Source organism: Pseudomonas sp. 02C 26 (genome assembly GCF_002843585.1).
Classification (GTDB): domain Bacteria; phylum Pseudomonadota; class Gammaproteobacteria; order Pseudomonadales; family Pseudomonadaceae; genus Aquipseudomonas; species Aquipseudomonas shirazensis.
Map to the genome: position 1 here is coordinate 3,438,998 of NZ_CP025262.1, position 19,952 is coordinate 3,458,949.

A 19,952-nucleotide genomic window follows, 5' to 3' on the forward strand; every position below is an offset into this window, starting at 1 on the left:
TCGCGTCACAAGCGCCCGGCGTCCTCTCAACATGGCTCAAGGTCTCGAAACATGAACCTGAAGTTCCGCCACAAGATTCTCCTCAGTGCCTGCGGTGTCGTGGTGCTGGCATTTGCCCTGTTCACCCTCTACAACGACTACCTGCAGCGCAGTACGATTCGCCAGAACCTGGAATCGTCGGTGCAGCAGGCCGGCGCATTGACTGCCAGCAGCGTGCAAAACTGGATGAGTGGACGCATCCTGGTGCTGGAAAACCTCGCTGAAGACATTGCCGAGCAAGGTGCTGGCACTAACCTGGCCGGACTGATCGGCCAGCCTTCGTACACCCGCAACTTCCTCTTCACCTACCTGGGCCAGACCAATGGCGTATTCACCCAGCGCCCTGACGAGAAGATGCCCGACACCTACGACCCGCGTCAGCGTCCCTGGTACAGCGCCGCTGTCAGCGCCGGCCAGACCCTGCTAACGCCGCCCTACCAGAGCGCCGTCGGCGGCCTGGTGGTGACCATTGCCACCCCGGTCAAAGCCAAGGCCGACGGCCAACTGCTCGGTGTAATCGGCGGTGACCTGTCGCTCGATACCCTGGTCGAGATCATCAACTCGGTCGACTTCGGCGGCATCGGCCATGCGTTTCTGGCCGACCGCGACGGCCAGGTGATCGTCAGCCCGGACAAGACCCAGGTGATGAAAAACCTCAAGGACATCTACCCTGCCGCCAACCTGCGCGTCGAGCCGGGCATGCAGGACGTGGTGCTCGATGGCCAGGAGCGGCTGATCTCGTTCGCCCCGATCAACGGCCTGCCGTCGGCCAAGTGGTATATCGGCCTGTCCATCGACAAGGACAAGGCCTATGCCGCGCTGAGCCAGTTCCGCACTTCGGCAATCATTGCCATGCTGGTTGCCGTAGCGGCCATCGCCGGTCTGCTCGGTTTGCTGATCCCGGTATTGATGCGCCCGCTGACCACCATGGGCCGCGCCATGCGCGACATTGCCGAAGGCGAAGGCGACCTGACCCGCCGCCTCACCGTGCAGAACCAGGACGAGTTCGGCGAACTGGCGACCTCGTTCAACCGCTTCGTCGAGCGCATCCATGCTTCCATCAGCGAGGTGTCCTCGGCGACCCGCCTGGTCCATGACCTCTCGGAAAAAGTCGTCAGTGCCTCCAATGCCTCGATCAGCGGCTCGGAAGAGCAAAGCATGCGCACCAACAGCGTCGCGGCAGCGATCAATCAGCTCGGTGCCGCGACCCAGGAAATTGCCCGCAACGCTGCCGACGCCTCGCAACACGCCAGCGGCGCCAGCGACCAGGCCCATGACGGCCGCCAGGTGGTCGACGATGCCATCACGGCGATGACCGCACTGTCGCTGAAAATCAGTGAGTCGTGCGAGCAGATCGAAATCCTCAACACCAGCACTGACGACATCGGCAAGATCCTTGATGTGATCAAGGGGATTTCCCAGCAGACCAACCTGCTCGCGCTCAACGCGGCCATCGAAGCTGCCCGCGCCGGTGAAGCCGGCCGTGGCTTTGCCGTGGTTGCCGACGAGGTGCGCAACCTTGCCCACCGTACGCAGGAGTCGGCAGAAGAGATTCACCGCATGATCACCAGCCTGCAGGTCGGTTCGCGTGAGGCGGTGCACACCATGAACGCCAGCCAGGTGTCGAGTGAGCAGACCGTGCAGGTCGCCAACAAGGCCGGTGAGCGGCTGGCCAGTGTCACGCAGCGGATCGGTGAAATCGACGGTATGAACCAGTCGGTGGCCACCGCCACCGAAGAGCAGACTGCCGTGGTCGAGAGCCTCAACCTGGATATCACCCAGATCAACACCCTCAACCAGCAAGGCGTGCAGAACCTCAACGAGACCCTGCAGCACTGCGATGCGCTGAGCCAGCAGGCTGGGCGTCTGAAGCAGCTGGTCGGCAGTTTCCGTATCTGATCCAGCCCCGCGTAACAAAGCCCCGCGCCAGTTACGGCGCGGGGCTTGCCCGCAACACCCTCCCGCACCCGGTTATAACCTAATAACCAACAAATCTATTTGGCTATATCAACTACCTATATGCTTGCGCTCATCCGATCACGGGCAAGTTGGGCAGTCGAGTAACGTATGGATGTAGGTTCTTTCGGTTTCACCATTGCAGGGCTAATCGTAGGTTTCATCGTTGGCATGACTGGCGTTGGCGGCGGGTCGTTGATGACGCCGATCCTGCTCTGGTTTGGCGTCAACCCTGCAACTGCCGTGGGCACCGACCTGCTCTATGCTGCTATTACCAAGGCCAGTGGCGTCTGGGTGCACGGGCGCAACAAGAACATCGACTGGAAGATCACCGGCTGGCTCAGCCTGGGCAGTGTGCCTGCGGCGGCGCTAACCCTGTGGTTCCTCAGCACGCTGCATGCCGACACCTCGGCGCTGAATGCGGTGATCAAGCAAGGCCTGGCTGTGGTGCTGATCCTGACCGCGCTGGCGCTGCTGTTCAAATCGCGCCTGCAGGCCTTTGCCAGCCGCCATGCCGGCGACCACTATCACCTCAGCGATCGCACCCTCAACGGCCTGACCGTGTTCACCGGGGTGATCCTCGGCGTGATGGTGACCCTGACCTCGATCGGCGCCGGTGCCCTGGGTACGGTAGCGTTGTTCCTGCTGTACCCGTTCCTGGTTACCCGCCGCCTGGTCGGCACCGAGATCGCTCACGCCGTGCCGCTGACGCTGGTCGCGGGCCTTGGCCATGCCGGCATGGGCAACATGGATTGGTCGCTGCTCGGTTATCTGTTGCTGGGCTCGCTGCCGGGCATCTACCTGGGCAGCCACCTCAGCGGGCGCATCTCCGACAACGTCCTGCGCCCATGCCTGGCGGCGATGCTGCTGCTGATCGGTTACAAGCTGGCGTTCTGACCTTCTTCCGGGGCTGCAGCGCAGCCCTTGCCGTTACTTGCCGGCACGCCACAGCACCGGCCAATACTCTGAAGAAACCTGCGCACAGCGGTCCATCTTGGCCAGACTGAGCAAGCGCATGCGCTCACCGTCGTAGCGCCAGATCTCGTTGACACCGCAGTCGCCAATCCCGCGGCCCTTGTCGAAGCCGTACAGCTCGCCGCTGTTCGAATCGAACGCGACATAGCCGGTCAAGCGGCTGTCGACCACTTCACTTGCCGGCGCCTCGAACGGTAGCTCGCTGATCACGTAAGGCGCTGCGCGGCCAACCCGGTACAGCGTGTACGAACAGTTGTAGGCGCCGCATTCCGAACTGATCAGGGCCAGCGCGTGCTGGCTGTCGAGTGGCTGCAGCTCGAGGCTACGCACACCCTCTTGATCAAATACATCGCCGTCGGCCTTGGCTTTGGCCATGACCGCGCTGCGCATCTGGGTGGCCTGCGCAGGGTCCAGCGCGGGCGCTGCGGTGAACAGCGGCAGCTTGGCCATAGTGGGTGCTGGTGGCACGCTCGCATCGGCGGCAGTGCCGGGGCGCACCAACGCGCTGGCGTGGCCGATACGGCCTTGCACCGAATCGATCAGCAGCAGCGCCGCACTGATGCCCTGCAGCGATGCCTGCAACGCGCCGTCGCTGCTGGCCGCTGTCAGGCGCTCGCCGTTGCGCAACTGGCGCACGAGCGCGGCACCGGCCTCACCGTCCACCTGCAGGACGGTCTGATATTCGTCGCGCTGCTTGTGCCAGCTGGCCGTCAATGGCTGACCGTCGAGTAGCGGCGGCGAATCCCAGGCAGCACCGCCGACCACGCGCAGGCTCAGCGCACCGTTCAGACCGGCCTCGCGGTGCACCACCAGCCACAGCGAATTGGTATCTTCCTGCGCTGCGGCGACGGCGGTACAGGCGCGGGTGTTGTCGCAGCCAACGATCCAGTCCTTGATCTGCCGATATACCGGTACTGGTTCCGGGCCAGCCGCTACGGCCAGGCTCGGCAGCAACGCGAGGCCGAGCAGGGCTGCCCGGCATGGGAGGGTTACGTGCATCATGCTGATTCCTGTGCAGTCCTTGAGGTGCCCTGAACGGGCCTGACGATCATTGCAGATGCGCCGCCAAGTGCAACCGGGCGTTGCCAGGATTTGCGTCAGGTCACAGCAGACGCACCCGCCACTGCCCGTTGAAGCTCAGCTGTAGTTTTGCCAGGGGCAGGACATCGATGCGCTGCAGGGCAGCCAGCGGGCAGTCGAGCAGTTGCCCAAGCACAGCCCTGATCACCTGAGGATGAGTCACTGCCAAGGTCGAGCCTGGGCTGTTGAACGCCGCAAGCCAGGCGGCCACTCGTTCGCTCAGCTGAGCCAGGGATTCGCCGCCGTGGGAGGCACTGTAGGGATCGCTCAGCCACTGCGCCAGCGCATCCGGCTGCTCGCGCTGCAACTGCTTCAGCGTCAATCCCTGCCAGCGACCCAGATCAGCGTCGGCCAAGGCCGGCTCGCTCATCACCTGATCGCCCAGCACACCGGCGGTGTCGAGGGTACGGCGCTCGGGCGCTGACACTACCTGCGTGTAATCAGCCCTCAGTTCAGCGGCAGAAGGCAGCGCAACCAGCGCATCATCAGGGCAAGCCATACGGCCGAGACGCTGGGCATCGGTCAGTCCATGGCAGATCAAGGTCAAGCGAACAGCTTTCACCGGTGTCCTCCAACGCAGGCTTCAGGCGCGCTGATACTACGCTGCCACCGCTACCTTGCGGTAGGATGCTGTCTAGATGCCATACCCTTTTACCCGAGCCGCCAATGCCCCACACCCCCAGTCCGCTTCTGCTCGCACTGCGCGCAGGTACCCAAGCCTGTCACCAGCGCCTGGAAGCCCGCTTGCCGTTTTTCCGTGATGACTTCGACCTGCCTGCCTATCGACGGCTGATGCAGGCTTACTATGGCTTCCATGCCCCGCTACAAGCGCTACTGACAGACCATCAAGGCAGCGAGCGGGCCAAGACCACAGTGCTCGAACATGACCTTCAGGCGTTGGGCCTGAGCCGCGCAGAGGTTGCCGCCCTGCCCCGCTGCGAGGCGCTGCCGGCAACTGCCGATGAAGCCAGCGTGCTCGGCGTGATGTATGTGATCGAAGGCTCGACCCTCGGCGGTCAGGTGCTCAAGCGGGCGATGGCCGAGCGCCTGGGGATCGACGGCGACCACGGCGCGCGCTTTCTCGACGTGTACGGGCCGCTGACCGGCGCGCATTGGCGCAGTTTCCTGCAGCGCCTCGACCAGCCTGCCGCCAGTCACCCGCAGACGGTGGCCGCCGCCATCGCTACGTTTGAGTGCTTCGAGCACTGGCTGCAGGACTGCGGCGTGCTGGCCTGATCAACCGAACAGGTGCAGTACGCCCCACGCCGGTATTGCCGCCACCAGCGCTACGGCGAACCTGGGCCGGTACGGCAGCAGCATCACCAGCACCACCGCTGCCAGCGAGATCACCCCAAACCAGGCCACCGCGCCCATCGCCCAGCCCCAGGCCTGAGCGCACAGCAGCAAGCTCAACAGCAGCCCCAGCCAGCCCAGCGCGCGCAGGCTCAGGCGCAGCGCTGGCGACGGTGACCGTTGCCACACCTGTTTGTAATGGCGCTCCAGCCCCTGACACAAACCGAGCATGCCGGCATAGGCAAACAGCAGGCTACCCGTCACCAGACTGATCATGCCTTGGCCTCCATTGTGCGCGCCGCGCGCGGCTTGACCACCATCGGTTTGGGGCACGCCACACGCCATGCCGCCAAGGCCAGGCCAATACCCAACACCAGGCCCGTGACCTCGACACCCAGGCGCAGGTGGTCGACGCCGCCGGCAAAGATACCCAGCACACCCAGACCACCGCACAGCACGGCGCAAAGTGCCAACTGCTCGACCCATGCCTGTTTGGCAGGGCGCACGCCGGCATGCAGCAACGCCAGCAGCCACAGGCCAAAGAACGCCCGCACTTCCCACGCCTCACGTTGCGCCAGCTCCGCTGGCAACAGTCGGCTGGCCCACAGCAAGCCGACACAGGCGACCATCAGGCCGCTGATAAAGCCGACGTTGCACACTTCAGCCACGCGATACCAACGTCGCGCCGCCGCATCGGCACGGCTGTCGGCGGCGGCATATTTGCGCCCACGCTTGACGCAGAACAGCACCAGCCCGCTGGCGATCATTGCGCAGCTGATCAAACCGCAGATGAAGTACAGCCAGCGCATCGGGTAGCCACCAAACTGCGCAAAATGCAGCCCGGCCATGACCCGCTGAGTCAGCGGCGCCGGGCGCAGTTCGGGGACGTCGCTGAGCAGCTTGCCGCTGACACCGTCGAACACCATTGCATTGCCTTTGGTCAGCGCGATGCGATTACCCAGCACCGGCCGCACTTCGATCAGCGCCGCGGCGGTGTTCGGGTTACGAATGCCAATGCTGCCAATTGGCCCGAGACGAGCTTCGGCCTGGGCCAGCAGCGGCGCCAGTTCGACCAGCTCGGCGGGCGTCTTGGACAGCCGTCGCGGTTGTTCCACACGGGCATTGCCCTGGGCCTGGAAGTACGCCCGGCTGTCGCCCTCGAACACGGCGTCCACGCCTGCGGGGATGTAGATCATCATGAAAATCACCAGGCCGGTGTAGGTGATCATCAAGTGAAACGGCAGCAGCAACACCGCGCTGGCGTTGTGAAAGTCCAACCACGAGCGCTGGCCTTTGTCGGGGCGGAAGGTAAAGAACTCCTTGAAGATCTTCTTGTGAATGACGATGCCGGTGATCAACCCCGCAAGCATCACCAGCGCCAGCGCGCCGACCACGAAGATGCCCCAGTTGCGCGGCAGGTCGAGGGTGAAGTGGAAGCGGAAGAAGAAGTTGCCGCCGACGCTGTCACGTACGGCAAGCGGCTCGCCGCTGTTCGGGTCGAGCGGCACCACCACGCCGTGGCGGCGATCGCCGGTGGAGACGCTCAAGCCCGGCGAGCGCTCGGTCGGCAAGCTGATACCCCAGTTGCCGGCGTTGGCTTGGTGCTGTTGCAGATAGCTGATCGCGCGCTTGGCGGCATCGGCCTGGGACACTGTACTTGCCGGGATTTCTGGCTGCATCCAGTGGTTGAGCTCTTTGTCGAACACCGCCAGGGTGCCGGTGACAAAGATTGCGAACAGCAGCCAGCCAAAGATCAGCCCGGCCCAGGTGTGCAGCCAGGCCATCGATTGAGTGAAGGTGTTTTTCATGCCAGCCACCGCAGCGCCTGCGGCCAGAAGCCAATCAACGCCAACGGCACCGCCAGCGCCAGTGGCGCCCAGGCCCGCAGCGCGTCACGGCTGGCGAAGGCCCAGAGGATCGCCAGGGTATAGAAGACGAACGCCGGCAGCGTGGCGACGATCACCGCGTCCGCCGGCGCCAGCGGCAGGATCCGCGCCAGGCAGGCGGTGCTGGCGTAACTGAAGGCGTAGCCACCCAACAGGGCTGCGCCGCTGCGCGAGAGAATGCGCAGCCAGGTTGGGGTTTCGCTCATCAGAAGGTCCTTGTGCCGATCGATCAGAACGAAATGTTCAACGAGGCAAACACGGCGCGCCCAGGCTGGTTATAGGTGTTGGCGCCGGAGCTGCTAGCGTTGCCGCCGCGCAGGATCTGCTTGTCGAAGACGTTGTTCACGCCCACGCGCACATCGTAGTTCTGGTTGAATTTGTAGCCGGTGCTGATATCCACCAGGCCGTAGGCTTCCACATCCTGCTGTGCTTCCAGGTCGTAGTCCTGCTGGGTGCGGTAGTTGTAGCTTGGCGACTTCTGCTTGCCGAAGTAGGTGCCGGCGAGCTGGAACGACAGCTTGTCGGTGGCGCGCCAGTCGAGGGTGGTATTGACCGTGTACTCGGGGATCACCGACAGCGGCTCGCCGGTTTCACGGTTGTCGTTGTCGAGCATCCAGGTCAGGTTGGTGTTCCAGTCGAGCGCCGGGCTCAGCTCGATGAAGAAGTTGCCCTCGATACCCTCGACCCGCGCTTCGCCGGCGTTTTCCCACTGGGTCACGCGACGACCACTGTTGATCGCATAGATCACGTCGGTGCCACCGATGATCTTGTTCTGGTAGTCGTTACGGAAGTACGTCGCGCTGGTGCGCCAGGTGCCGCGGTCGTACTGCAGGCCGATTTCCTTGTTGACGCTGATTTCCGGCTTGAGGTCGCTGTTGCCCTGCAGGTAGCAGCCACCGGAGTTGGTCTGGCCGACGCTGCAACCGTTGCCGCGGCTGTACAACAGGTAGTTGGAGTTGTACTGGTACAGGTTCGGCGTTTTGTAGGCACGGGCAATGCCGCCCTTGACGGTCAGCGCCTCGGTCAGCTTGTGCGACAGGTTCAGGCTTGGGCTGAGGTTGTCACCGAAGGCTTCGTGGTGATCCAGGCGCAGCCCGGGGGTGACGGTGGTGTCGCCGATGATGACGTTGTCTTCGACGAACAGCGCGTAGCTCTTGGCAGTCATCTTCGAGTTGCTGCGATCAAAGCCACTGATCGCATCGCCGCCGTTGCCGCTCGGGTCGAAGCTCTGCGGGCGGAACGAGCCCTGGTCGTTGAGGCTCTCGTACAGGTATTCGCCGCCCAGGGTCAGCACGTGTTCGGTGCTGCCCATGGCGAACGGCAGGTTGACCTCACTGGTCAGGCGCGTGTTGCGCAGCCGCGACATAGCCGCGCCACTGTCGTTGATCGCGCCTTCCGGGCCACCGGCGAGGCCTTCGTTGAGGCGCCAGTTGCGCACGTACTCGTAGGCCAGCACGGTCTTGCTGGTGCCCCAGCTGAAGTCGCCCAGGTGGGTCAGGTCGTAGGTGCTGCGCTGCATGATGTTGGTCTCCTTGCCGTACAGGCTGGAGATCAGATCAACGTTGCCGCCGCCGTTGCTGTTCATGGTGTCGCCGGCGTAGATGTTGCCTTGGCGGCTGTAACCGCTGCTCATCTCGAGGCGATGCTCGTCGTTGAGCTTCCAGCTCAGCAGGCCGTTGATGTCTTTGTTGCGCACACCTTCGCGGCCGCCCACGAGGGCACTGTTGGCCGCGTCGGCATTGATGTCGAGGTCATCGGCATCGGTCTTGGCCAGGCCGCCGAACAGACGAAAGCCAAGGTTTTCGGTCAGGCCACCGCTGAGGTTGAAGTTGGTCCGCCGGCTCATGCCCTCGGCGCTGTCTTCCGGCAGCTGGGTGTAGACGTTGACGTTGCCCTTGAACTCATCGGTCGGGCGCTTGGTGATGATGTTGACCACCCCACCCATGGCCCCGGAGCCGTAACGCGCCGCCGCCGGGCCACGCAGGATCTCGATGCGCTCGACCGCTTCGGCCGGCACCCAGTTGGTCTCACCACGGGTATCGCGGTCGCCGTTCCAGCCGTAGCGCACTGCGTTGCGCGCATTGGACGGCTTGCCGTCGATCAGGATCAGGGTGTTTTCCGGGCCCATGCCACGCAGGTCGATCTGGCGGTTGTTGCCACGCGCGCCGCTGGCGCTGTTGCCGGTCAGATTGACCCCAGGCTCGCGGCGGATGATGTCGGACAGGTCATTGGCGGGCGGGCGGCGCTTGATGTCTTCTTCGGTAATGATCGACGAACCGAGCGCCTGACGCGCCTCACGTTCAGCGGTAACCAGAGTGTCCTGGATGATCAGTGCATTGCTGTCTAGCGGGACGTCCAGCACCTCGGCGTTTTGCTGCTCTTCGGCGTGAGCCGGCGCGACCAGCAGTGCTGGTGTGGCCAAGGCAACAAAAGCCAGGGCCAGGCCATTGGGTGAGGTTCTGGATTGCATCGACACATCTCCTGATCATGGGCAAATGCCAACCCCGACCAGGAAACCGAAGAGCCCACACCCTCCGGCCTCTCAAGCAGTACTTGGGGGGCCAATAGGGATGTGGAATATAACGATTCTCAAATGACTTTAAATCTTATTTACGAAATTTACAGATTGGGTGGGGAACTTGAACATTTTTGGGCCGCGTAGCGCCCCCAAAATCTGTCAGACCACCAAAATGTCAGGACTTGAACCGCCCAACCAACCCATTCAACTCCTGCGACAGCTGCGACAACCGCCCGGAGTCAGCCTGCGCCGAACTGGCCAGGCCCTCGACCAGCTGCGCTTCGTCATAGATCTGCTGAATATGCCGGTTGATCTCTTCGGCAACGCTGTGCTGCTCCTCCGCCGCTGCGGAAATCTGCAGGTTCTGGTCGCGGATTTCGTTGACCGACAACTGAATCCCTTCAAAGCTGTCGCGCGCACTCTCGATCGACGACACGCTGGCCCGCGACAGATCCAGACAGCTGTCCATCTTCTCCGAGACCTCTGCAGTCTTGCTGCCGAGGGTATTGAGCAACAGATCGATTTCGCCCGTGGAGTCAGCGGTACGCTTGGCCAGCGCGCGCACTTCATCGGCCACCACGGCAAAGCCGCGGCCCTGATCACCGGCGCGGGCAGCTTCGATCGCAGCGTTCAACGCCAGCAGGTTGGTCTGCTCGGCAATGGCGCGGATGGTGCCGAGGATCTGGTTGATGCTGCGACTGCCCTGCTCCAGCTCGACCATCGCCTGAGACGACTCGCTCAAGCGCATGCCGAGGCGGTTGACGTTGGCGGTGGTCTGCTCGATCTGCTGCTTGCCCTCAGCGACACGGCGGTGGCCGTTTTCGGCAGCATCGGCAGCGCTGCTGCACGAGCGCGCAACTTCATTGGCGGTGGCGACCATCTCGTTGAATGCAGTGGACACCAGTTCGACTGCTTCGCGCTGACGCCCGGCGGCTTCGTTCATGTTGCTCGCCACCTCGCTGTTGACCCGCGAAGCGTCCTCGAGATTGCTCGACGCAGCGCCGATGCGCTGGATCAGCTGGCGAATCGCCGCCAGGAACTTGTTGAACCAGCCGGCCAGCTCAGCCGTTTCATCCTTGCCCTGCACCTGCAGATCTCGGCGCAGGTCACCCTCGCCTTCGGCGATCGACTGCAAGCCGGTGCTGACCTGGCCGATGGGCTTGACGATCAGCCTGGAGAACGCCGCCGCGATCACCGCAAATACCAGCGCCAGCAAGATGACGATGACTGCCGTGAGATAGCTCATGCGCGTGGCCGCAGCCATCACTTCCTGCTTCTCGATCAGGCCGACAAAGCGCCAGCCCAGGCCTGGCGAAGTCCATACGTTGGCCATGTAGTTGACGCCATCGATCTCGACTTCAGTCGAGCCCTGCGCGGTCGCTGCCAGATGCGCGTAAGGCTCGCCAAGGTCCTTGAGCTGCTTGAAACTGTGGCTGGCGTCGCGTGGGTCGACCAGCACCGTGCCGTCTTCGACCAGCATCACGTAGCCGCTGTTGCCGAGCTTGATGCTCTTGATCAGCTCGGTGAGGTTTTTCAGCGAGACGCTGACGACGAACACACCCTTGGGCTTGCCGGCGTCATCGAGCAATGCCCGCGCAGTGCCGACCAGCGCCACATCGTCCTTGTCGTAGTAATAGGCAGCGGTGCGCACGGTCTTGTTCGGGCTGGCCATGGCCGCCTTGTACCAAGGCCGCGTGCGCGGATCGTAGTTGGCAAGCTTGGGATCATCCGGCCATTTCGCGTAACTGCCGTCTTCCAGGCCGATGGACAGAATCGCCGCGGCCGGGTGAGTCGAACCATAGCGGGCGAATTGATCAATGACCTGCTGCGCCGCAGCCGGCATTGGCTGACTGGCGGCGTCGGAACTGGTGTACTGTTTTAAAGTACTTACTGAAGTGTATACAGGATCAGCGGACAGTTGATCGACGTTTTGCGTAGTTGCATCAAAGAACTGACGCATGTTGCCGTCTATCTGACGGATTTCCCGCGTGCTGCCATCGACAAACTGTTCAAGTGCATCGGCGCGGATATTCAGCACCGATATAACTCCGACCACGCTGACTGGGATAAAGGCTACCGAGACGAAGGCAAGGATCAATTTGGTTTTTATTTTCACTGTCACGACCATCCATGTAGGGCGGGGGCAAATGGCCGCTGCTGGGCAGTAGTGGCGACCTGCTACTCACACTGTTTCGGCCGCACGGATCTATATCTTTAGCCAATCTCCTGTACACAATTTAACTGGCGATTGTTGTTGATCCACTGGTCAACTTTACCGACGACCCCGGGCCGGTGGTCGCCGCCAGCTTGACCGGATTAAACCGCAACTGTTTACTGTATGCATATACAGCTAAAAGCAAGCCGCCATGCCACCCTCCACCCCACCCGTATTCGCCCTGATTGACTGCAACAGCTTCTACGCCAGCTGCGAACGGGTGTTCCGCCCCGACTTGGTACGCACGCCGATCGTGGTACTGAGCAACAACGACGGTTGCGTCATTGCCCGCAGCGCCGAGGCCAAGCAATGGGTAAAGATGGGCCAGCCGTACTTTCAGGTGCGGGATGTGCTGCGCCGTCACGGCGTGGTGGCGTTCTCCTCCAATTACGCGCTGTATGGCGACATGAGCCAGCGAGTAATGACGGTGATTGAAGGCATGGTCCCGGCCACCGAGGTGTACTCGATCGATGAAGCCTTCGCCGACCTCAGCGGCGTGCCTGGCGATCTCGAGCAACTGGGCCGCGACATTCGCGAGCGTGTTCTAAAGCACACCGGCATTCCTGTCGGGGTCGGCATCGCCGGTACCAAGACCCTGGCCAAGCTGGCCAATCACGCGGCCAAGCGCTGGACCGCGCAAACCGGCGGAGTCTACGACATGCGTGACCCGGTACGGCGCGACTGGGTGCTGAAAAAGTGCCAGGCCTCAGAAGTCTGGGGTATCGGCCCGCGCCTGGCGGCGCACCTGACCGCGCTGAACATCCGCAGCGCCTGGGACCTGGCTCAGGCCGACCCGTGGAGCCTGCGCAAGCAGTTCAGCGTGGTAGTTGAAAAAACCGCCCGCGAGTTGTCCGGCACGCCCTGCCTGGAACTGCAGGCGCAGGAGCCGCCGCGCCAGGAAATCTGCTGCAGCCGCATGTTCGGCGAGCGGGTCAGCGAGTTGCAGCCGATCAGGCAGGCGGTGGCGACCTACGTCATGCGCGCCACCCAGAAACTGCGCGCGCAACGCTCGCTGGCGCGCAAGCTGCGGGTGAGCATCCGCACCGGCATGTTCAACCCCGAAGAAGCCAAGTACGCCAGCGGCGTAGTGGTGCAACTGCCCTACCCCACCGACGACGTACGGCTACTTACGCGCATGGCGCTGGAGGCGGTAGGCACGATCTTTCGCCCAGGCTTTCGCTACAGTAAGGCCGAGGTGTTGTTGATGGACCTGTGCCAACCGGGGGAGTTTTCAGATGACCTGTTCGCCCCCAGACAATCGCCGACTTGTGATCGCCTGATGCAGGTGATGGATGACATCAACGGGCGCTGGGGCTCGGGCACCATGCGCGCGGCCAGTGTGCCAGTGGCACCGGATTGGGAGATGCGCCGCGAGTTGATGAGCCAGAGTTTCACCACCCAATTCAATGCTCTCTGGCGTGCCCGATCTTGAACTCAAGCCTTGGGATCGTGGCTGCGCACGCTGAAGGTGACCACGCCCCAGATCGCCAGCTCGTCGCCCTCGAGGATATGCCGCGGGGCAAAGCGCGGGTTGTCCGAGCGCAGCACCACCTGCCGGCCGACCCTGTGCAGCCGCTTGCACAATGGCTCGCCATTGACGGCGGCGATCACCACATGGCCGTGCTGGGCTTCGATCGAGCGATCGACCAGCACCAGGTCGCCATCGAAGATGCCCGCGTCCTGCATGCTGTCGCCGTCTATTCTCACCAGGTACATATGCGGCGCGCGCAGGTTGAACAGCTCGTCCAGCGAGATCGGCTGCTCCATGTGGTCCGCCGCAGGCGAGGGAAAGCCTGCCGGCACGCTGAACAGATAGCGTGACAGCGCGCCTGCGCCGGCTGCGATGGGGCCAAGGATGGTAGTCATGAGGCACGCCTTGCAATTAAACTGTACGGATATACAGTTAATCGGGCGCCACGGCTTTGGTCAATTTCGGCGTAGGAAATTTCGACAAGTGGGAGACCTGCAATGTGCGGACGCTTTGTTCAGTCGCAAGGCCTGGCCGATTATCTGCGTGAGCTGGACGCCGAGCAGGATGTCATCAGTGGCTACGACAACGTGCCGATCGACCGCTACAACGTCGCCCCGGGCAGCCGTGTACTGATCCTGCACAACGCCGCCGATGGCCTGCGCATCGACCCGTGTCATTGGGGCTGGGCGCCGTTCTGGGCCACCGGCAAACGCCCAGCGCCGATCAATGCACGGGTCGAGACGGTGACTACCGGCAAGTTCTTTCAACCGCTGTGGCCGCAAGGCCGGGCACTGGTGATGGCCGATGGTTGGTATGAATGGGTGGTCGACCCGGCCGACCCCAAGCGCAAGCAGCCGTATTTCATCCGTTTGAAAAGCCGGGCGCCTATTTTCATGGCGGCGTTGGCGCAGGTGCAAGCCGGGCTTGAGCCGAACGAGGGCGATGGCTTTGTGATCATCACCGCGGCCAGTGATGAGGGCATGCTCGATATCCACGACCGCCGCCCATTGGTGCTGGGGCCGGAACAGGCACGGGCCTGGCTCGACCCGCAACTACCCGCCGAGCAGGCTGAACGGCTGGCTCGTGAGCAGTGCTTGCCGGTGGCTGATTTCGAGTGGTTTGCGGTCAGCAAAGACGTAGGCAACATGCGCAATGAAGGTGCCCAGTTGCTGGTGCTGGAAACAGTGCAAGGAACGCTGTTCTAGGCAGAAGGCAGCGGCTGGACGCCGCTGCCTGCCTCCTCTGGTCAACCCTCCGCGAGGGCCTCACGCACCAGATCGTCCACGCCTTCGTCGGGATGTGCCTGCATCCACTCGACGATCTGTTTGCGCATCAGCGGGGTCCAGAAGCTGTGAATATGCTGGCGTACCCCCTGCACCGCCAGCGTCCGGTTGGGCTCGCTGTCAAAGTAGTGGGCGATCTGGTTGGCCATCTTGACCAGGCTGTCGACACTCATCGGCGTACCTCGGCAGTTTCCTGTTGCTCGCTGTTGCGCCGCTCCTGCAGCAGGCGCCGTTGTTCGTCACTGAACGCCTGATAACGCTGCTGCCATTGCGACGGCTGCGATACACGCACCACTTCTACCGCCGTAACCTTGTACTCGGGGCAGTTGGTGGCCCAGTCGGAGTTGTCGGTGGTGATGACGTTGGCGCCCGACTCGGGGAAGTGGAAGGTGGTGTACACCACCCCCGGCGCAACCCGGGTACTGACCTGAGCACGCAGCACCGTCTGCCCGGCGCGACTGCCAATACCGACCCAATCGCCTTCGACAATGCCGCGGCTTTCGGCGTCGCTTGGGTGAATCTCAAGCCGATCCTGGGCATGCCAGGCGACGTTTTCGGTACGCCGTGTCTGCGCGCCGACGTTGTACTGGCTGAGGATGCGGCCAGTGGTCAGCAGCAGCGGATAACGGCTGTTGACCTTCTCGTCGGTGGGCACGTAGCCAGTCAGCATGAAGCGGCCCTTGCCGCGCACAAACTGGTCGATGTGCATGGTCGGCGTGCCGTCTGGCGCGGCTTCGTTGCACGGCCATTGCAGGCTGCCGTGACGCTCCAGTTCGCTGTAGCTGACGCTGTGGAAGCTCGGTGTCAGCCGGGCGATCTCGTCCATGATCTCTGACGGATGACGGTAGTTCATCGGGTAGCCGAGGGCGTTGGCCAGGGCCATGGTGCCTTCCCAGTCAGCCTTGCCGGCCAACGGCTGCATGACCTTGCGCACCCGCGAAATACGCCGTTCGGCGTTGGTGAAGGTGCCGTCCTTTTCAAGGAACGAGCTGCCCGGCAGGAATACATGGGCAAACTTGGCCGTCTCGTTGAGGAAGATATCCTGCACCACCACGCATTCCATCGCCCGCAGCGCGGCGGTCACGTGCTGGGTGTTGGGATCGCTCTGGGCGATGTCTTCGCCCTGGCAGTACAGCGCCTTGAAGCTGCCATCCAGCGCCGCCTCGAACATGTTGGGGATGCGCAGGCCTGGGTCAGGCTGCAGGGTCACACCCCAGGCCTGCTCGAACTCGGCACGCACGGTGGCGTTGGAGATGTGCCGATAACCCGGCAGCTCATGCGGGAACGAGCCCATGTCACACGAGCCCTGGACGTTGTTCTGCCCACGCAGCGGGTTCACCCCTACCCCTTCACGGCCGATGTTGCCAGTAGCCATAGCCAGGTTGGCGATGCCCATCACTGCGGTGCTGCCTTGGCTGTGCTCCGTCACGCCGAGGCCGTAGTAGATGGCCGCGTTGCCAGCACTGGCATACAGCCGGGCTGCCGCACGGATCTGCTCGGCCGGTACGCCACAGGTCGGGCCAAGGGCTTCGGGGGAGTTCTCTGGCAGGCTGACGAAATCGCGCCAGCGAGCGAACTCCGGCCCTTCACAGCGGGCATCGATAAAGCCCTGATCAAGTAGCCCTTCGGTAACGATCACATGGGCAAGTGCGTTGAGCATGGCCACGTTGGTGCCGGGGCGCAGTTGCAGGTGCAGCTCGGCGCGGGCATGCGGCGAGTCGACCAGATCGATCCGCCGAGGGTCGATGACGATTAGTTTGGCGCCTTCACGCAGGCGGCGTTTGAGCTGCGAGCCGAACACCGGGTGCGCGTCGGTTGGGTTGGCACCGATCACCAGGATCACGTCGGCCTGCATCACCGAGTCAAAGCTCTGGGTGCCAGCGGATTCGCCCAAGGTCTGCTTGAGGCCATAACCGGTCGGCGAATGGCAGACCCGTGCACAGGTGTCGACGTTGTTGTTGCCGAACGCCGTGCGCACCAGTTTCTGCACCAGATAGGCTTCTTCGTTGGTGCAGCGGCTGGAGGTGATGCCGCCGATCGAGTCGCGCCCGTACTTGAGCTGAATGCGGCGCAGCTCGCTGGCTGCGTAGGTGACCGCCTCGTCCCAGCTGACCTCTTGCCACGGGTCGTCGATGTGCTTGCGAATCATTGGTTTGGTGATGCGGTCCGGGTGGGTCGCGTAACCCCAGGCGAAGCGGCCTTTGACACAGGCATGGCCGTGGTTGGCGCCGCCGTTCTTGTCCGGGACCATGCGCACCAGCTGGTCGCCTTTCATCTCGGCGCGGAACGAGCAGCCCACGCCGCAATAGGCGCAGGTGGTGATCACCGCACGTTCTGGCTGGCCCAGTTCGACCAGGCTTTTTTCAGTCAGGGTTGCGGTTGGGCAGGCCTGCACGCAGGCGCCGCACGACACGCACTCGGAGGTGAGGAAGTCGCTACCGCCAGCCGCCGCTACTCGCGAGTCGAAACCGCGACCGGTGATGGTCAGAGCAAAGGTGCCCTGAATGTCTTCACAGGCGCGCACACAACGGCTGCAGACAATGCACTTGCTCGGTTCGTAATTGAAATATGGGTTGGACAGGTCCTTGGCCTCGGCAAGGTGGTTGGCGCCTTCGTAGCCATAACGCACCTCACGCAGGCCAACCTGGCCAGCCACGGTCTGCAACTCGCAGTTGCCGTTGGCCGAGCAGGTCAGGCAGTCCAGCGGGTGGTCAGAGATGTACAGCTCCATCACATTGCGGCGCAGGTCGGCCAGGCGTGGCGTCTGCGTGCGCACCACCATGCCCTCGGTGACCGGTGTGGTGCACGACGCCGGGTAACCGCGCATGCCGTCGACTTCGACCATGCACATGCGGCACGAGCCAAAGGCTTCGAGGGTATCGGTGGCACACAGTTTGGGGATGTTGGTGCCGAGTAACGCGGCGGCGCGCATCACTGAGGTGCCAGCGGGCACGCTGATGGCGCGGCCGTCGATATTCAGGCTGACCTGCACCTGGCTTTCACGCGCGGGGGTGCCGAGGTCGGCATCACTGGCAGGGTCGAAATAATTGATCATTGGGCGGCCTCCGGGCTGGCCAGACCGAAGTCGGCAGGGAAGTGCTTGAGGGCGCTGGCCACGGGGTATGAAGTCATCCCGCCCATGGCGCATAGCGAGCCGTATTGCATGGTGTCGCACAGGTCGTGCAGCAGGTTGGCCTGGTCGGCGCGGTAGGCCGGGTCGCTGCTGGCGATCAAGCGGTCGACCACCTCCATGCCACGGGTCGAGCCGATCCGGCACGGGGTGCACTTGCCGCAGGATTCTTCAGCGCAGAACTGCAAGGCAAAGCGCGCCATGTTGGCCATGTTCAGGGTGTCATCGGCGACGACCACACCGCCGTGGCCGATCATCGCGCCAAGCGCGGCGAACGCTTCGTAGTCCAGCGGCGTATCGAACTGGCTCGGCGGCACCCAAGCGCCCAATGGCCCGCCGACCTGAGCGGCTTTCAGCGGACGCCCGCTGGCAGTGCCACCGCCGTAGCCTTCGACCAGCTCGCGCAAGGTCAAGCCAAATGCACGTTCGACCAGACCGCCATAGCGCACGTTGCCCGCCAGCTGGAACGGCAAGGTGCCCAGCGAACGGCCCATGCCGAAGTCGCGATAGAACTGCGCACCCTTGGCCATGATGATCGGCACCGAGGCCAGGGTAAGCACGTTGTGCACCAGCGTCGGCTGGCCGAACAGGCCTTCGAGCGCCGGCAGTGGCGGCTTGGCGCGGACGATGCCGCGCTTGCCCTCGAGAGATTCGAGCAGAGCGGTTTCTTCACCGCAGATATACGCGCCAGCGCCAACCCGCACCTCCAGGTCGAACGCCACACCGCTGCCGGTGGTATCCAGATAGCCCGCCTCACGGGCCAACAACACCGCCTCGTTGAGCGCGTGGACCGCATCCGGATATTCCGAACGCACGTAGATGTAGCCCTTGCTGGCACCCACCGCCAGGCCGGCGATGATCATGCCTTCGATCAGCAGAAACGGATCGCCCTCCATCAGCATGCGGTCGGCAAACGTCCCCGAATCGCCCTCGTCGGCGTTGCATACCACGTACTTCTGCACCGCCGGAGCATCGCGCACCGTGCGCCATTTGATCCCCGCCGGAAACGCCGCGCCGCCCCGCCCGCGCAGGCCGGAATCGAGCACTGCCGCGACCACCTCTGCCTGCTCCAGCAACGCAGCCTTGGCCAGGCCTTCGAAGCCGCCGTGGTTGCGGTAATCCTCCAGCGACAGCGGCCGGGTGATACCGGCACGGGCGAACAGCAAACGCTGCTGACTGCTCAGATACGGGATCTGCTCGACCAGGCCCAGCGCCAGCGGATGCTCAGCCGGCGCCGCCGTCAACGCCTCGAACAGGCCCGCGACATCTTCGGCAGCCACCGGCCCAAAGCCCTGCCGGCCCTCAGCGGTTTCCACCTCAAGCAACGGTTCCAGCCAGTACAGCCCGCGCGAGCTGGTGCGCTGAATCTGTACCTCGACCTGCCGCCGTTGCGCCTCGGCGCTGAGCGCGTCGGCCAGTTGATCGGCGCCCACTGCACGCGCCACCGAGTCGCAGGGAACAAAGAGCTTCAGCATGGTTTCACCTCCTGCAGGCAGCCGCTGACCAGTGCGCTCAAACGCTCTGGCGTCAGCCGCGCATGCACCTGGCCATCCAGTTCCAGCGCTGGCGAACAGGCGCAGGCCCCCAGGCAATACACCGGTCGCAGGCTTACCGCGCCGTCGGCACTGGTGCCGTGATCATCCAGCCCCAACTGCTCGCGCAGCTGCGCCGCCAGCGTCTCGGCGCCACGGCTCTTGCAGGATTCGGCCCGGCACAGGCGCAGGATATGCCGCGCTGGCGGCGCGGTACGGAAGTCATGGTAGAAGGTGATCACCCCGCGCACCTCAGCCTGGCTGAGGTTCAGTGCATGGGCGATATCCGGCACGGCGGCATCGGGGATATACCCAACGCCGGCCTGGATCGCATGCAGGATCGGCAACAGCGCGCCGGGGGTCTCACGGTGGTGATCCAGCACACGCTGGATCACGGGCAGGTCAAGCGTTTCATCAGGCATACAGCGGACCTCGGCGTCGCGAGCGCAGGCAATACCTGCGCCCGACGTGTTCTGCTGCGGCGCACCGGCCACGTCACGATTGCGTGGTCGCCGGACACCTCCTTGCCCACGGCCGCGCATCTACGTGCACTGGCGTCGAGGGCATCCTGACA

17 protein-coding genes are annotated in these 19,952 nt (G+C 63.5%); 5 read left to right on the forward strand and 12 right to left on the reverse strand.

Annotated features, from left to right (window positions below):
* The first annotated feature begins 51 nt into the window (after positions 1-51).
* Together mcpA and CXQ80_RS15730 are read left to right on the forward strand one after the other, a co-directional pair.
* On the forward strand, positions 52-1,938 hold the full coding sequence (mcpA, locus tag CXQ80_RS15725) for a methyl-accepting chemotaxis protein McpA (protein WP_101321095.1): 1,887 nt from the start codon (positions 52-54) through the stop codon (positions 1,936-1,938).
* A gap of 168 nt (positions 1,939-2,106) precedes the next feature.
* Positions 2,107-2,892, forward strand: coding sequence for a sulfite exporter TauE/SafE family protein (locus tag CXQ80_RS15730; RefSeq protein WP_101321097.1), 786 nt, complete (start codon positions 2,107-2,109; stop codon positions 2,890-2,892).
* 33 nt (positions 2,893-2,925) lie between these two features.
* Here CXQ80_RS15730 and CXQ80_RS15735 read toward each other — a convergent pair whose 3' ends face one another.
* Complete coding sequence (locus tag CXQ80_RS15735) at positions 2,926-3,972, reverse strand: DUF1176 domain-containing protein (protein WP_101321100.1); 1,047 nt, start codon at positions 3,970-3,972, stop codon at positions 2,926-2,928.
* Positions 3,973-4,072: 100 nt separating this feature from the next.
* Positions 4,073-4,612: a histidine phosphatase family protein gene (locus tag CXQ80_RS15740; protein ID WP_101321102.1), complete on the reverse strand. Its 540-nt coding sequence runs from the start codon at positions 4,610-4,612 to the stop codon at positions 4,073-4,075.
* 104 nt (positions 4,613-4,716) lie between these two features.
* Here CXQ80_RS15740 and CXQ80_RS15745 point away from each other — a divergent pair, with 104 nt between their 5' ends.
* Positions 4,717-5,286, forward strand: coding sequence for a biliverdin-producing heme oxygenase (locus CXQ80_RS15745; protein WP_101321104.1), 570 nt, complete (start codon positions 4,717-4,719; stop codon positions 5,284-5,286).
* Here CXQ80_RS15745 and CXQ80_RS15750 read toward each other — a convergent pair whose 3' ends face one another.
* From CXQ80_RS15750 to CXQ80_RS15770, 5 genes are all read right to left on the reverse strand, one after another.
* Positions 5,287-5,619: a DUF3325 domain-containing protein gene (locus tag CXQ80_RS15750; RefSeq protein ID WP_101321106.1), complete on the reverse strand. Its 333-nt coding sequence runs from the start codon at positions 5,617-5,619 to the stop codon at positions 5,287-5,289.
* A complete protein-coding gene (locus tag CXQ80_RS15755) occupies positions 5,616-7,151 on the reverse strand; it encodes a PepSY domain-containing protein (protein ID WP_101321108.1) in 1,536 nt (511 codons plus the stop codon). Before CXQ80_RS15755 ends, CXQ80_RS15750 begins: the two co-directional genes overlap by 4 nt.
* Positions 7,148-7,435 carry an iron transporter gene (locus tag CXQ80_RS15760; protein WP_101321110.1) on the reverse strand — a complete coding sequence of 96 codons (288 nt, stop codon included), beginning with the start codon at positions 7,433-7,435 and terminating at the stop codon, positions 7,148-7,150. Before CXQ80_RS15760 ends, CXQ80_RS15755 begins: the two co-directional genes overlap by 4 nt.
* A 23-nt stretch (positions 7,436-7,458) precedes the next feature.
* Positions 7,459-9,699, reverse strand: a complete 2,241-nt coding sequence (locus CXQ80_RS15765) for a TonB-dependent siderophore receptor (RefSeq protein ID WP_101321112.1) — start codon at positions 9,697-9,699, stop codon at positions 7,459-7,461.
* A gap of 223 nt (positions 9,700-9,922) precedes the next feature.
* On the reverse strand, positions 9,923-11,863 hold the full coding sequence (locus CXQ80_RS15770) for a methyl-accepting chemotaxis protein (protein WP_101323071.1): 1,941 nt from the start codon (positions 11,861-11,863) through the stop codon (positions 9,923-9,925).
* A gap of 250 nt (positions 11,864-12,113) precedes the next feature.
* On the opposite strand from CXQ80_RS15770, the gene CXQ80_RS15775 reads away from it, so the two are divergent.
* Positions 12,114-13,394 carry a Y-family DNA polymerase gene (locus tag CXQ80_RS15775; protein WP_101321114.1) on the forward strand — a complete coding sequence of 427 codons (1,281 nt, stop codon included), beginning with the start codon at positions 12,114-12,116 and terminating at the stop codon, positions 13,392-13,394.
* A 2-nt stretch (positions 13,395-13,396) separates the two neighbouring features.
* Here CXQ80_RS15775 and CXQ80_RS15780 read toward each other — a convergent pair whose 3' ends face one another.
* Positions 13,397-13,828 carry a LexA family transcriptional regulator gene (locus CXQ80_RS15780; protein ID WP_101321117.1) on the reverse strand — a complete coding sequence of 144 codons (432 nt, stop codon included), beginning with the start codon at positions 13,826-13,828 and terminating at the stop codon, positions 13,397-13,399.
* Positions 13,829-13,930: 102 nt separating this feature from the next.
* Between CXQ80_RS15780 and CXQ80_RS15785 the strand changes: the two genes are divergently transcribed.
* Positions 13,931-14,638 carry an SOS response-associated peptidase family protein gene (locus CXQ80_RS15785; protein ID WP_101321119.1) on the forward strand — a complete coding sequence of 236 codons (708 nt, stop codon included), beginning with the start codon at positions 13,931-13,933 and terminating at the stop codon, positions 14,636-14,638.
* A 41-nt stretch (positions 14,639-14,679) separates the two neighbouring features.
* Here the strand turns inward: CXQ80_RS15785 and CXQ80_RS15790 are convergent, their stop codons facing one another.
* The 4 genes from CXQ80_RS15790 to CXQ80_RS15805 are packed head-to-tail and all read right to left on the reverse strand — an operon-like array spanning position 14,680 to position 19,800.
* Complete coding sequence (locus CXQ80_RS15790) at positions 14,680-14,889, reverse strand: formate dehydrogenase subunit delta (protein ID WP_101321121.1); 210 nt, start codon at positions 14,887-14,889, stop codon at positions 14,680-14,682.
* On the reverse strand, positions 14,886-17,771 hold the full coding sequence (gene fdhF / locus CXQ80_RS15795; protein ID WP_101321123.1) for a formate dehydrogenase subunit alpha: 2,886 nt from the start codon (positions 17,769-17,771) through the stop codon (positions 14,886-14,888). The genes CXQ80_RS15790 and fdhF overlap by 4 nt, the downstream gene beginning before the upstream one ends.
* Complete coding sequence (locus CXQ80_RS15800) at positions 17,768-19,321, reverse strand: NADH-quinone oxidoreductase subunit NuoF (protein ID WP_101321125.1); 1,554 nt, start codon at positions 19,319-19,321, stop codon at positions 17,768-17,770. The genes fdhF and CXQ80_RS15800 overlap by 4 nt, the downstream gene beginning before the upstream one ends.
* Positions 19,315-19,800 carry a formate dehydrogenase subunit gamma gene (locus CXQ80_RS15805; RefSeq protein WP_101323072.1) on the reverse strand — a complete coding sequence of 162 codons (486 nt, stop codon included), beginning with the start codon at positions 19,798-19,800 and terminating at the stop codon, positions 19,315-19,317. The genes CXQ80_RS15800 and CXQ80_RS15805 overlap by 7 nt, the downstream gene beginning before the upstream one ends.
* Positions 19,801-19,952: the final 152 nt, after the last annotated feature.

Coding starts and splice junctions, on each gene's coding strand:
- mcpA (WP_101321095.1), top strand. CDS start 52: ATGAACCTGAAGTTCCGCCACAAGATTCTCCTCAGTGCCTGCGGTGTC.
- CXQ80_RS15730 (WP_101321097.1), top strand. CDS start 2,107: ATGGATGTAGGTTCTTTCGGTTTCACCATTGCAGGGCTAATCGTAGGT.
- CXQ80_RS15735 (WP_101321100.1), bottom strand. CDS start 3,972: ATGATGCACGTAACCCTCCCATGCCGGGCAGCCCTGCTCGGCCTCGCG.
- CXQ80_RS15745 (WP_101321104.1), top strand. CDS start 4,717: ATGCCCCACACCCCCAGTCCGCTTCTGCTCGCACTGCGCGCAGGTACC.
- CXQ80_RS15750 (WP_101321106.1), bottom strand. CDS start 5,619: ATGATCAGTCTGGTGACGGGTAGCCTGCTGTTTGCCTATGCCGGCATG.
- CXQ80_RS15755 (WP_101321108.1), bottom strand. CDS start 7,151: ATGAAAAACACCTTCACTCAATCGATGGCCTGGCTGCACACCTGGGCC.
- CXQ80_RS15760 (WP_101321110.1), bottom strand. CDS start 7,435: ATGAGCGAAACCCCAACCTGGCTGCGCATTCTCTCGCGCAGCGGCGCA.
- CXQ80_RS15765 (WP_101321112.1), bottom strand. CDS start 9,699: ATGCAATCCAGAACCTCACCCAATGGCCTGGCCCTGGCTTTTGTTGCC.
- CXQ80_RS15775 (WP_101321114.1), top strand. CDS start 12,114: ATGCCACCCTCCACCCCACCCGTATTCGCCCTGATTGACTGCAACAGC.
- CXQ80_RS15780 (WP_101321117.1), bottom strand. CDS start 13,828: ATGACTACCATCCTTGGCCCCATCGCAGCCGGCGCAGGCGCGCTGTCA.
- CXQ80_RS15785 (WP_101321119.1), top strand. CDS start 13,931: ATGTGCGGACGCTTTGTTCAGTCGCAAGGCCTGGCCGATTATCTGCGT.
- CXQ80_RS15790 (WP_101321121.1), bottom strand. CDS start 14,889: ATGAGTGTCGACAGCCTGGTCAAGATGGCCAACCAGATCGCCCACTAC.
- fdhF (WP_101321123.1), bottom strand. CDS start 17,771: ATGATCAATTATTTCGACCCTGCCAGTGATGCCGACCTCGGCACCCCC.
- CXQ80_RS15800 (WP_101321125.1), bottom strand. CDS start 19,321: ATGCTGAAGCTCTTTGTTCCCTGCGACTCGGTGGCGCGTGCAGTGGGC.
- CXQ80_RS15805 (WP_101323072.1), bottom strand. CDS start 19,800: ATGCCTGATGAAACGCTTGACCTGCCCGTGATCCAGCGTGTGCTGGAT.